Consider the following 12,715-nt stretch of genomic DNA (forward strand, 5'->3'; position numbering starts at 1 on the left):
GGTCGGCGTCGCGAGGCGGGCGCAGACTGATTTTCACCCGTAACCATGGAGCAGACATGCACGCGCACGTTTTGGGATTTCCCCGCATGGGGATCGACCGGGAACTGAAATGGGCCCTGGAAAAGTACTGGCGGGGCGAGATTCCCGAAGCCGATCTGGCCGCCACGGCCGACGAATTGCAAAAACGGCACTGGGCCGTCCAGGCCGGGGCCGGGCTGGACCTTGTCCCGGTGGGCGACTTTTCCCTGTACGACCACGTCCTCGACACGGCCGCCATGCTCGGCGCGGTCCCGCCCCGCTTTGGCCGGGGCGGCGGCGAGGTAGACCTTGAGACCTACTTCCACATGGCCCGGGGCGACGCCGAACACGGCATTCCGGCCATGGAGATGACCAAGTGGTTCGACACCAATTACCACTACATCGTCCCGGAACTGGCCCCGGACACCACCTTCGCCAAGACCGGCAGCCGCCTTCTCGAGGCGGTGGAGTCGGCCCGGTCCCTGGGGCTCTCCCCCAAACCGGTCCTGGTCGGTCCGCTAACCTTCCTGCTGCTGGCCAAGGAGGTCGACGGCTGCGACCGCTGGGCGCACCTCGACTCCCTGGTGGACGCCTATTGTGCGGTCATCCGCGAGCTGGACGGGCTGTGCGCCTGGATCCAGCTGGACGAGCCCATCCTGTGCACGGACCTCTCCGACAAGGCCAAGGCTGCCTTTGCCGCGGCGTACGCGCGCATCCGCGAAGCGGCAATCAGCTCCCGGCTGCTCCTGGCCACCTATTTCGGCGCGCCGGGCGACAACCTGGACACGGCCCTGGCCCTGCCCGTGGACGGCCTGCATGCGGACCTGGTCCGCGCACCGGGCCAGTTGACGGAAATCCTGGGCAAGCTGCCGCCGAACATGACCCTTTCCATGGGCTTGGTGGACGGCCGGAACATCTGGAAGACCGAACTGGAAACCGCCCTGCGCAAGGTCAACACGGCCCGCCAGCAGGTCAAAACGGACCGGCTCATGATCGGCTCGAGCTGCTCCCTGCTCCACTGCCCGGTGGACGCGGCGGGCGAGACCGGACTCGACCCCGAGATCAAACGCTGGATGGCCTTCGCCGCCCAGAAATGCGCCGAGATCGCGGCCCTGAAGCAGGCCGCCGTGGGCAAGGGCGCGCCCGGACTGTTTCAGGAGAACAAGGACGCCCTGCTGGCACGTGCCGCGCACCGCGACGTGGCGGACAAGGCGGTCCGCGAGCGGGTCCTGGCGATCACGCCCGGAATGTATGACCGCACTTCGCCCCTGGCCGTGCGCGCCGAGGCGCAGCATGAGCGGCTGAAACTCCCCCTGTTCCCGACCACGACCATCGGCTCCTACCCGCAGACCGCCGAAATCCGCCGCACGCGGCTGCGCTTCCGCAAGGGCGAAATCACGGAGACGGAGTACGTCGCGGCCATGCGGGCCGAGATCGCCGAAGTGGTCGCCCACCAGGAGGAGCTGGGACTGGACGTGCTGGTCCACGGCGAGCCCGAGCGCAACGACATGGTCGAGTACTTCGGCCAGCAGCTCAAGGGATTCTGCTTCACCCAAAACGGCTGGGTCCAGAGTTACGGCAGCCGCTGCGTCAAGCCGCCGGTCATTTACGGCGACGTATCCCGCCCGGCTCCCATGACCGTGGACTGGGCCGTGTACGCCCAGTCCCTGACCGGCAAGCCCATGAAGGGCATGCTCACCGGCCCGGTGACCATTCTGTGCTGGAGTTTCGTGCGCAACGACATGCCGCGCGACGAGGTCTGCCGCCAGATCGCCCTGGCCATGCGCGACGAGGTCCTGGACCTGGAGACGGCGGGCATCAAGGCCATCCAGATCGACGAGGCCGCCCTGCGCGAGGGCATGCCCATCCGCAGGGCCGAGCAGGCCGACTACCTGCGCTGGGCCGTGGACTGCTTCCGGCTGGCCGCCGGGGGCGTCCGGGACGAGACCCAGATCCATTCGCACATGTGCTACAGCGAATTCAACGCCATCCTGTCCTCCATCGCCAGGATGGATGCGGACGTCATCAGCATCGAGGCCAGCCGCAGCAAGATGGAGTTGCTCGACGACTTCGACGCCGACGAATACCCGGCGGACATCGGCCCGGGCGTGTACGACATCCACAGCCCGCGCGTACCGTCCGAGGACGAGATCCACTCCCTGCTGCGGAAGGCCCTGGCGGTCATCCCGGCCCGCAGGCTGTGGGTCAATCCGGATTGCGGGCTGAAGACCCGCGCCTGGCCCGAAACCCTGGCCTCCCTGGACAACATGGTCAAGGCGACCCGCAGGCTGCGCGAGGAACAACGATAACCACCGAACCCGAGCGGGCGGGAAGGCGGCTTCCCGCCCGCCCCCGACAAGGATACCCCATGAAGATCATCGACCGCATCAAGGACAAATCCCCCTTCCTCTCCCTCGAATTCTTTCCGCCCAAGGAGCGGGAGCAGTGGCCCCGCTTTTTCGGCCAAGTGGAGCGGTTGGCCGAACTCGACCCGGTGTTCGCCTCCGTGACCTACGGGGCCGGAGGTTCGTTTCGTGACAATACCCTGGACATCGCCGCCGAGATGCACAGGCGGTTCGGGCTGACGGTCATGTCCCACCTGACCTGCGTGGGAGCCGAAAAGCGGTCCATCGCCGAATACGTCGACCGGCTCCGGGACGCGGGCATCCACGACGTCCTGGCCCTGCGCGGCGACATGCCGGGCAACGAGGAGGACATCTGGAAAGACTTCCGGCACGCCTCGGACCTGGTGGAATTCGTCAAGGCGGACTGGCCCGGGATGGGCGTGGCCACGGCCTGCTATCCCGACGCCCACCCCGAGTCCCCGTCCATCGACGACGACCTGCGCTGGACCTGCCACAAGTTCAACGCGGGCTCGGACTTCTCCGTGACCCAGCTCTTCTTCGACGTGCGCCGCTACCGGGACCTGGTCCGCAGGCTGGAGTCCCGGGGCGTGACCGATCCCGTGCTGCCGGGCATCCTCCCGGTCCTGAGCATGGCGTCCCTGAACCGCATCCTGTCCCTGTGCGGGGCGAACATCCCGCTCAAGCTCTACCTGGAGCTCCAGGAGGCCGACCAGGCAGGCGGCAACGAGGCGGTGCGGCGCAAGGGGATCGAGATCGCCCGGCGCCAGGTGCGCGAGTTGCTGGACCTCGGCGCACCCGGTATCCATTTGTATTCCTTGAATAACGCCGACGTCTGCCTGGACATCCTGTCCGGGGTGCCGGAACTGGGCGGCTGACCCGCCGGGGCCGGTTTGGTGAATTCGGCCCTTGCGCTTCACCGCCGCTTTGGCTACTCTCGAAAAGTTCTAGATGTCCTTCAGGTGGCCCCCGGGCCATAACAGGGAATCCGGTGCGAAGCCGGAGCGGTCCCGCCGCTGTGATCCCCCATGGAGGTCCGGTCCGAAAGCCACTGCCGCAAGGCGGGAAGGCGGGCCGGACGGGGAGAGCCAGAAGACCTACCTGAAGCGTTTCCTGCCGGATGCGGATCGCGGAACCCGCATGCGGACAAGAATGAAGCCCACCCGACAACCGTCGCCGGGTCCGCGGTTCCGCCGCGAGACCGCTCATCGGCGACAGCGCAGGCAGTTTAACAAGCGGCCGCACCCTGATCGTGCGCCGTCCTCCGCGTTGCCTGCAAGAGACTCACATGCCCAGCAAAATTCTCAAACGAGACGGATGCATCGAAACCTGGTCCACCAAACGGATCGGCTCCGCCATCTTCAAGGCCCTCAAGGGCAGCGGCATCAAGGACCCGCTGCTGGCCGACCGGCTGGCCGGCAAGGTGGCCAAGAAACTCAAGGACGTGGACATCCCCGAACAGGAGCAGGTCCAGGACATGGTCCAGGAGGTCCTCATGGAGGCCCGCCTGTACAAGGTGGCCGAACGGTACATCATCTACCGCGAGAAACGACGCGAGTTGCGCTCCCAGGACGAGGCGTTCCTGGACATCGCCAAGGTGACCGACGGCTACCTGAACAACGTGGACTGGCGGGTCAACGAAAACTCGAACATGACTCACTCCTTCCAGGGGCTGATCCTGCACATGGCCGGTTCGGTCCAGGCCCGGTACATGCTCGAGAAATACCCCGAGGAGGTCCGCCTGGCCCACACCCACGGCTACTTCCACATCCACGACCTGTCCTTCGGCCTGGCCGGATACTGCTCGGGCTGGTCCCTGCGCGACCTGCTCCTCGAAGGGTTCAACCTGCGCGACCGCTGCTCGTCCACCCCGGCCAAGCACTTTGACGCGGCCTGCGGCCAGATGGTCAACTTCCTCGGCACCCTGCAGAACGAATGGGCCGGGGCCCAGGCCTTCAACAACGTGGACACCTATCTGGCCCCGTTCATCCGCAACGACGGGCTGAGCTACCACGACGTCAAACAGCAGGTTCAGAAGCTGCTGCACAACTTAAACGCCACCTCGCGCTGGGGCGGCCAGTCGCCGTTCACCAACTTCACCCTGGACTTCGTGCCGCCCGCGCACATCGCCAAGGAGGCGGTCATCATCGGCGGCGAGCTCAAGGACTCCACCTACGGCGAGTACGCCGAAGAGATGGCCATGTTCAACCGGGCCTTCCTGGAGGTCATGATCGAGGGCGACGCGGACGGGCGCATCTTCTCCTTCCCCATCCCCACGTACAACGTGACCAAGGACTTCCCCTGGGAGTCCGAGGAGGGCAAGCTGCTGCTCAAGATGACCGCCAAGTACGGCGCGCCCTACTTCCAGAACTTCATCAACTCGGACCTCAACCCCGAGGACGTGCGCTCCATGTGCTGCCGCCTGCAGATGGACCTGCGCGAGATCCGCAAGAAGACCGGCGGCCTGTTCGGCGCGGGCGACCTGACCGGGTCCATCGGCGTGGTCACCCTGAACCTGCCCAAGCTGGCCTACCTGGCCCACAACGAAGAGGACTTCATGGACCTGATCTCCGAGTACGCCCGGCTGGCCTCGGAGTCCCTGGAGTTCAAGCGCAAGGTGGTCCAGAAGAACCTGGACGCGGGCATGTTCCCGTTCTCCCGGCGCTACCTCAAGAACGGGTTCAAGGGCCACTTCTCGACCATCGGGCTCATCGGCGGCCACGAGGCGTGCATGAACCTGCTGCACAAGGGGCTCGACACCCCGTCCGGCTCCCGGCTCATGCAGCGGGTGCTCAACCTCCTGCGCCGACTGGTGGTCCAGTTCCAGGAGGAGACCGGCAACCTGTACAACCTCGAGGCAACGCCCGGCGAAGGCACCTGCTACCGGTTGGCCAAGATCGACAAGGAGCTGTACGCGGACATCCACACCTCGGGCGACGAGACCCCGTACTACACCAACTCCACCCTGCTGCCCGTGGGCATCAGCTCGGACGTCTTCTTCGCCCTGGAACACCAGAACGAACTGCAGACGCTGTACAACGGGGGCACGGTCTTCCACACCTTCCTGGGCGAGGCCGCCCCGGACGAGGAGAGCGTGAAGAGCTTCCTGCTCAAGGCCATGAGCAAGACCAAGATCCCGTACATCTCGGTCACCCCGACCTTCTCCGTTTGTGAGGACCACGGCTACATCTACGGCGAGCACTTCAACTGCCCGACCTGCGACAAGGAGACCGAGGTCTACACCCGGGTGGTCGGCTACTACCGCCCGGTGGGCCGCTGGAACAAAGGCAAGCAGGAAGAGTACAAGGACCGCGTCGAATACTCGCAGCTGAGCTTCTGCTCGTCGGCCTGCGAGACCGCTTGCGAGCCCGCCGCCTGACCTGATACGGGAAACCCATGATACTCGACGCCAACCAGCTCGCTTCCATCCGACAGCACAACGACGAGGAACTGCGCAGGGGCAGCCGCGCCACGCACGGCTACCCGGCGCGCACCGTCCAGGACCTCCTGCACACCGTCGAGGCCCTGAAAAAGGAAAAGCGGAAGTGGAAGAAGCTGGCCCAGGACCGTGGCAAGACCCTCAAGACGATCGGCGAACTGGCCTCGGACCAGCCCGACTAGACTCCCGTCCACGGCGTCCCGCGACGACCAGGGCCCGACCTGCCATACGGCGGGCCGGGCCTTTTTCGTGCCCGGACGGGCGGGGTAAACTGCTCATCTTTTCGTTTTTCATATGTCTATGTTGACACTTTTTTTATGAAAGTGTTATCCAGCGCAATCATTTCCGAAACGAGTACTCAAAGCGAGGAGTTCATGCACGTTTTCACTCAATGCCGTGCGGGCAGGCTGCTTCTGGCCGCACTGGCCGGTCTGCTTGTCCTGGGCACGCTGGCCTCGGCCCCGGCCCTGGCCAGGGACACACTCACCCTGGCGGTCAAGGGCGAGCCGGACGACGGATACGACCCCACCCTGGGCTGGGGCCGCTACGGCAACCCCCTGTTCCAGTCCACCCTGCTCAAACGCGACGAGAACCTGAACATCGTCAACGACCTGGCCACGGCCAGGAGCCTGTCCGAGGACGGCCTGACCTGGAACCTGACCATCCGCGAGGACGCCAGATTTTCCGACGGCTCGAAACTGACCGCCGAGGACGTGGCCTACACCTTCAACACCGCGGCCAAGGCGGGCGGCAAGGTGGACCTGATCAACATGGACAAGGCCGAGGCCACCGGCGAATACGGTGTGCGGATCACCCTCAAGAAACGCGACACGACCTTCATCAACCGGCTGATCAGCCTGGGCATTGTGCCCAAGGCCCTGCACGGCCCCGGCTACGCGCGCCGGCCCGTGGGCTCCGGGCCGTACAAAATGGTCGAATGGAACGAAGGCCAGCAGATGATCGCCGAGATCAACCCCCATTATTACGGGGACAAACCCTTCTTCAAACGGCTGGTCTTCCTGTTCACCGATGAGGACACCTCGTTCGCCGCGGCCAAGGCGGGCAAGGTGGACGTCGTCGTGGTCCCGCAGGCCCTGGCCGTGCAGACCATCCCGGGCATGGTCCTCCATCCGGTCAAGAGCGTGGACAACCGGGGGCTGATGTTTCCCTGCGTGCCGGACACCGGCCAGGTCACGGACAAGGGCGCGCCCATCGGCAATGACGTGACCGCCGACCCGGCCATCCGCAAGGCCATCGACGTGGCGGTGGACCGCGAGTTGCTGGTCAGAGGCGTGCTCGAAGGGTTCGGCCGCCCGGCTTACGGCCCCTGTGACGGCCTGCCCTGGGACAACCCGGAGAACGTCTTCAAGGACGCCGACCCGGACGCCGCGCGCAAGATCCTGGCCGACGCGGGCTGGAAGGACACGGACGGCGACGGCATCGTCGAGAAGGACGGGGTCAAGGCCGAGTTCACGGTCATCTACCCGGCCGACCGGGCCATCCGCCAGTACCTGGCCCTGGCCGTGGCCGACATGCTCCGGCCCGTGGGCATCCACGCCGTGGTCGAGGGCAAGCGCAGCTGGGACGAGATCAAGCACCTGATGCATTCCGAGGTCATCGTCTTCGGCTGGGGGGCCCATGATCCCATCGAGGTCTACCAGCTGTATTCGAGCCACCATGCGGGGGAAGGCTTCAACAATCCCGGCTTTTACAAGAACGACAAGGTCGACGAATACCTGGACGCGGCCGTGGCCGCCGAGAACTACGAGGCGTCGCTTCCCCTGTGGAGGAAGGCCCAGTGGGACGGGACCACAGGCTCCAACGGACTGGGCGACGCGCCCTGGGTCTGGCTGGTCAACCTGGAGCACACCTACTTCGTCAGCGAGCACCTGGACGTGGGCGTCTCCCAAGTGGAGCCCCACGGCCACGGCTGGCCCGTCACGGCCAACATCCAGAAGTGGACCTGGAAAGACTAACCATCCGTCTCCCGGGGCGCGGGCAGCCGCGCCCCGGGATCGGAACGAGCCGCAATGCACGCCATTTCACCATCCTTCTGTCTGGGCAAGCTTGGACGCCTGGCCCTGATCCTGTCGCTGGTCTCGGTCCTGGCCTTCACCCTGGTCTCCCTGTCGCCGGTGGACCCGGTGAACGCCTACATCGGCATCGACCGCATGCAGATAAGCCTTGAGCAGGAACAGCGCATCGTCAAACGATGGGGGCTGGACCGGCCCGCGCCCGAGCGGTTCGCCATCTGGGCGGGCCACGCGCTCAGGGGCGACCTGGGCCAGTCAATGATCTTCAACGAGCCGGTGACCACGGTCATCGGCAAGCGGTTCGTGACCTCGCTGTGGCTGATGGCCTCGGCCTGGCTGCTGTCCGGCCTGCTCGGCTTCGTCCTGGGGGTCACGGCGGGCACCAACCGCAACTCTTTTGCCGACCGCGTCATCCGCGTGTACAGCTACACCCTGGCCTCCACCCCGTCCTTCTGGATGGGGCTGGTCCTGCTGGCCGTGTTCTCGGTCTCCCTGGGCTGGACGCCCATCTGCTGCGCCACCCCGCCGGGCGTGTCGCCCGGCGACGCCACTCTGTGGCAGCGGCTGCACCACCTCATCCTCCCGGCGGCCACCCTGTCGCTCATCGGCGTGGCCCAGATCGCCCTGCACACCCGCGAGAAGACCATCGACGCCATGCACAGCGAGTACGCCCTGTTCGCCCTGGCCCAGGGCGAGTCGCGCGCGGGCGTGGCCTGGCGGCACGCGATGCGCAACGTGGCCCTGCCCGCCGTGACCCTCCAGTTCGCCTCCCTGGGCGAGCTGTTCGGCGGGTCGGTCCTGGCCGAACAGGTCTTTTCCTATCCCGGGCTGGGCAAGGCCACGGTGGAGGCGGGCATACGCGGCGACGTGCCGCTGCTGCTCGGCATCACCCTGTTCAGCGCCGTGTTCGTGTTCGCCGGAAACCTCATCGCCGACATCCTGTACGGGGTGCTCGACCCGCGCATCCGCATCGGCGCGGAGGAGGCGCGATGACCACCGTCACCGCCGCTCCCACCCCGTCCCAACGGCTGTACCACCTGGCCGGGCGGCTGCGCCTGCTGGACGGCCGGGGCCGGGCCGCCTGGGCGCTTTGCCTGTGCCTGGCCTATTTCGCCGCCCTGACAGCCGCCTCCCGGCTGATGGGCGACACCGGGCTGACCACGGATTTCCTGCACAAGAAGCTGCCGCCCTGCCTGGAATATCCCTTCGGCACGGACTGGCTGGGCCGCGACATGCTCGTGCGCACGGTCAAGGGGCTGACCCGCAGCCTGGGCATCGGCCTGCTGGCGGCCACGGTCAGCTCCGTGGTCTCGGCCGTGCTCGGCACCCTGTCCGCGACCATGGGCAAGCGGACCGACGCGGTGGTGACCACGCTCATTGACCTGGTCATGGCCACCCCGCACCTGGTCCTGCTCATCCTGGTCTCGTTCGCCTGCGGTGGCGGGGCCACCGGGGTGATCATCGCCGTGGCCGTGTCCCACTGGACCCGGCTGGCGCGCATCATCCGAGCCGAAATCCTGCAACTCAAGCAGGCGGAATACGTCATGGTCTCGCGCCGGCTCGGCCGCTCCCCCTGGTGGATCGCGCGCAGGCACATGCTCCCGCACATCGTGCCCCAGTTCACCATCGGCCTGATCCTGCTCTTTCCGCACGCCATCCTGCACGCCGCCGGGCTGACCTTCCTGGGCTTCGGGCTCTCGCCGCACAACCCGTCCATCGGCATCCTGCTGTCCGAGTCCATGCGCCACATCTCGACCGGCTACTGGTGGCTGGCCATCCTGCCCGGCCTGTCCCTGCTGGTCACGGTCAAGCTCTTCGACGTGCTGGGCAACGGCCTGCGCGTCATCACCGATCCCAAAACCAGCCAGGAGTAGCCATGCTGTCGGTCAACAACCTGTCCATCGAATTTTCCCGTTACGACAAGGGATGGCGCCGCCGGACCCTGCACCCGGTGCGCGACCTGTCGCTGCGCATCGCCCCCGGCGAGATCGTGGCCGTGGTCGGCTCCAGCGGCTCGGGCAAGAGCCTGCTGGCCCACGCGGTCCTCGGCCTGCTGCCGGGCAACGCCCGGCACACCGGGGACATCCTGTTCCAGGGCGAACCCGTGACCCCGCGCAACGTAAAACGGCTACGCGGCAGACGGATCGCCCTCATCCCCCAGTCCGTGGCCTATCTGAATCCCCTGGCCCGGGTCGGCAGGCAGGTCTACCGGGCCTCGCGACTGAGCGGCCAATGCTGCACGGACGCGGCCCGGAACACGGACTGCGCCTTCGCCCGCTACCGGCTGGAGGACAAGGTCAAGGCCATGTACCCGTTCCAGGTGTCGGGCGGCATGGCCCGGCGAGTGCTCACGGCCACGGCCACGGCCGGCGACGCGGACCTGCTCATCGCGGACGAGCCGACCACCGGCCTGGACGCCGGGGTCATCCGCCAGTCCCTGGACCACCTGCGCGAACTGGCCGACTCGGGCAAGGGGATCATGCTCATCACCCACGACATCGACGCGGCCGTGACTATCGCGGACCGGGTGGCGGTCATCTATGCCGGAACCACGGTGGAGACGGCCCCGGCCTCGGACTTCGCGGGCCGGGGACGGCTGCGCCATCCGTACACGCGCGCCCTGTGGAACGCCCTGCCGCAGCAGGGATTCCGGTATGTTGCCGGGAATCAGCCCATGGAGGACAGCCTGGTCGAAGGATGCATCTACGCCGAGCGCTGCTCCGAATGCCGCGAGGACTGCAAGAGCCCCCAACCGCTGCGCGTGGTGGGGGGAGGCCAGGTGAGGTGCTGCCATGCTTAAGGGCGACAAGCTGTTCTTCCGCTACGAGACCACGCCGTGGATCATCGAGGGGCTGACCTTCTCCGTCCAGCCCGGGGAAGTCGTCGGCCTGCCCGGCCCCAGCGGCCGGGGCAAGTCCACCCTGGCCAAGCTGTTGGCCGGGCACCTGACCCCGCAGCAGGGAACGGTGACCTGCGACGGCCACCCCCTGCCCCGGCGCGCCTTCAGCCCGGTGCAGCTCATCTTCCAGCATCCCGAGCTGACCATGAACCCGCGCTGGAAGCTCGGCGACAGCCTGAACGAGGGGTGGCGGCCCGACGCCCGCACCCTGGCCCGGCTGAACGTCGAGCCCGCCTGGCTGTCCCGCTACCCGCACGAACTGTCCGGCGGCGAGCTGCAGCGGCTGGCCCTGGCCCGGGTCATGTCCCCGCGCACCCGCTATCTTCTGGCCGACGAGATGACGGCCATGCTCGACCCCAACACCCAGGCCATGGTCTGGGACGCGGTCCTACACTGGGCCGAGCAACAGGGCGCGGGCGTGCTGGCCATCAGCCACGACCGCAACCTCCTGGGCCGCGTCGCCCACCGCATCGACGAGACCTTCGCGCCTCCGGACCGGGCCGAGTCCCCGACAATTCACCGCGCCGCCGCCTGACGGGTTTGAAGACCGCCCGCATGGCGGCGGACGCGGCGAACCATCTTCCCGGACACCTCCTCCGGGCAAAAAAAGGCCTGGAAGGTTCGCTTCCAGGCCTTTCGGCAACCGGACATCTCCGGTGATATTGTCGGCGGTTGGTTATTCCAGGGCGGCGGCGACCCGCTTGAGGACCTCCGGGATCTCGATGGACTGGGGACACTTCTCCAGGCACTTCCCGCACTCCACGCACTGGGAGGCGAAACCGGGCTCGCGCTGCAGGACCGTGCCCGCGGCAAAGGCGTTGTACATGTGCTTGGCCTCGGCCTCGTTGCCGAACATGTGCAGTTTGTTGAGCATATCGAAGCAGGTGGGAATCTGGACGCCCGCCGGGCACGGCATGCAGTAGCCGCAGCCGGTGCAGCCGACCTGCATGAGCCGCCGGTAGGTATCGGCCACGCGCTTGACCAGGTCCAGCTCGGAGCGGGTCAGGGAATCCGGCTCGGCTTCGGCGGCCACGGCCATATTCTGGCGGATATGCTCCTCGTCGTTCATGCCGGACAGGACCACGGTGACCTCCGGGTGGTTCCAGACCCAGCGCAGGGCCCATTCCGCCGGGGTCCGCTCGTCCTCGGCCAAGTCCCAGATGTCGGCGATGGCTTGGGGCGGCTCGGGCAGGGCCAGGTTGCCGCCGCGCAGGGGCTCCATGATGACCACGCCCAGCCCCTTGGAGGCCGCGTATTCCAGTCCCTTGGTCCCGGCCTGGAAATCGGTGTCCAGGAAGTTGTACTGGATCTGGCAGAAGACCCAGGGGTAGGCGTCGACGATGGGCTGGAAATCCTCGGCCAATCCATGGAAGGAAAAGCCGGGATTGACGATGCGCCCTTCCTGAACCGCCTTGTTCAGGAAGGCCTTGGCCCCGAGCGCCTCGATGGTCTTCCATGACGGGCCGGACAGGGCGTGGACCAGATAGTAGTCGATGTGGTCGGTGCCGAGCCTTTCCAACTGGGCGTCAAGAAAGGTGTCCATGTCCTCGCGGCTCTTGAGCAGCCAGGTGGGCAGCTTGGTGGCCAGCTTGACCTTGTCGCGGTAGCCGTCCTTCAGGGCCTTGCCCAGCAGCGGCTCGCTCTCTCCGTTGTGGTACGGCCAGGCCGTGTCCACGTAGTTGACCCCATTGTCGATGGCCTGGCGGATCTGGGCGATGGCCCGCTCCTCGTCGATGACGCCGTCCGTCATGGGCAGGCGCATGCACCCGAACCCCAGGGCGGAGAGTTTGTCGCCGTTCTTGGGCATTGTTCTGTAAAGCATCTGGTCTCCTTGTGGAATATGAACATCTCTGGCGGCCGGACGCAGCCGGACGCGCCATGAAACGCGCGCCCCCGTCCGAGGCTGCGCGTACTTTCCCTTATCATCGCCGCCCCTCCGGGGCACGGATCGGTCGCACGGATT

General features: G+C 66.6%; 10 protein-coding genes and 1 riboswitch. Of the genes, 9 read left to right on the plus strand and 1 reads right to left on the minus strand.

The window, feature by feature from the left end; translation table 11 throughout:
- The first annotated feature begins 56 nt into the window (after positions 1 to 56).
- The 9 genes from metE (at position 57) to BerOc1_RS03715 (ending at position 11,287) form a co-directional block, all read left to right on the plus strand.
- Positions 57 to 2,327: a 5-methyltetrahydropteroyltriglutamate--homocysteine S-methyltransferase gene (gene metE / locus BerOc1_RS03675; protein ID WP_071544347.1), complete on the plus strand. Its 2,271-nt coding sequence runs from the start codon at positions 57 to 59 to the stop codon at positions 2,325 to 2,327.
- 59 nt (positions 2,328 to 2,386) lie between these two features.
- Positions 2,387 to 3,259, plus strand: coding sequence for a methylenetetrahydrofolate reductase (locus tag BerOc1_RS03680; protein WP_071544348.1), 873 nt, complete (start codon positions 2,387 to 2,389; stop codon positions 3,257 to 3,259).
- A gap of 65 nt (positions 3,260 to 3,324) precedes the next feature.
- Positions 3,325 to 3,500: riboswitch (cobalamin riboswitch) on the plus strand.
- A 169-nt stretch (positions 3,501 to 3,669) separates the two neighbouring features.
- The gene (locus BerOc1_RS03685) at positions 3,670 to 5,760 is read left to right on the plus strand and encodes a ribonucleoside triphosphate reductase (RefSeq protein ID WP_071544349.1); all 2,091 of its coding nucleotides are present in this window, start codon (positions 3,670 to 3,672) and stop codon (positions 5,758 to 5,760) included.
- A gap of 17 nt (positions 5,761 to 5,777) precedes the next feature.
- Positions 5,778 to 6,002, plus strand: coding sequence for a hypothetical protein (locus tag BerOc1_RS03690; protein WP_071544350.1), 225 nt, complete (start codon positions 5,778 to 5,780; stop codon positions 6,000 to 6,002).
- A gap of 192 nt (positions 6,003 to 6,194) precedes the next feature.
- A complete protein-coding gene (locus tag BerOc1_RS03695) occupies positions 6,195 to 7,796 on the plus strand; it encodes an ABC transporter substrate-binding protein (protein ID WP_071544351.1) in 1,602 nt (533 codons plus the stop codon).
- A 54-nt stretch (positions 7,797 to 7,850) separates the two neighbouring features.
- On the plus strand, positions 7,851 to 8,846 hold the full coding sequence (locus tag BerOc1_RS03700) for an ABC transporter permease (protein ID WP_071544352.1): 996 nt from the start codon (positions 7,851 to 7,853) through the stop codon (positions 8,844 to 8,846).
- Positions 8,843 to 9,727: an ABC transporter permease gene (locus tag BerOc1_RS03705; RefSeq protein ID WP_084641044.1), complete on the plus strand. Its 885-nt coding sequence runs from the start codon at positions 8,843 to 8,845 to the stop codon at positions 9,725 to 9,727. The genes BerOc1_RS03700 and BerOc1_RS03705 overlap by 4 nt, the downstream gene beginning before the upstream one ends.
- Before the next feature lie 2 nt (positions 9,728 to 9,729).
- Positions 9,730 to 10,653: an ABC transporter ATP-binding protein gene (locus BerOc1_RS03710; RefSeq protein WP_071544353.1), complete on the plus strand. Its 924-nt coding sequence runs from the start codon at positions 9,730 to 9,732 to the stop codon at positions 10,651 to 10,653.
- A complete protein-coding gene (locus BerOc1_RS03715; protein ID WP_071544354.1) occupies positions 10,646 to 11,287 on the plus strand; it encodes an ABC transporter ATP-binding protein in 642 nt (213 codons plus the stop codon). The genes BerOc1_RS03710 and BerOc1_RS03715 overlap by 8 nt, the downstream gene beginning before the upstream one ends.
- A gap of 141 nt (positions 11,288 to 11,428) precedes the next feature.
- Here the strand turns inward: BerOc1_RS03715 and BerOc1_RS03720 are convergent, their stop codons facing one another.
- Complete coding sequence (locus BerOc1_RS03720; RefSeq protein ID WP_071544355.1) at positions 11,429 to 12,574, minus strand: aldo/keto reductase; 1,146 nt, start codon at positions 12,572 to 12,574, stop codon at positions 11,429 to 11,431.
- Between the last annotated feature and the right edge of the window lie 141 nt (positions 12,575 to 12,715).

The organism is Pseudodesulfovibrio hydrargyri (assembly GCF_001874525.1).
Classification (GTDB): domain Bacteria; phylum Desulfobacterota; class Desulfovibrionia; order Desulfovibrionales; family Desulfovibrionaceae; genus Pseudodesulfovibrio; species Pseudodesulfovibrio hydrargyri.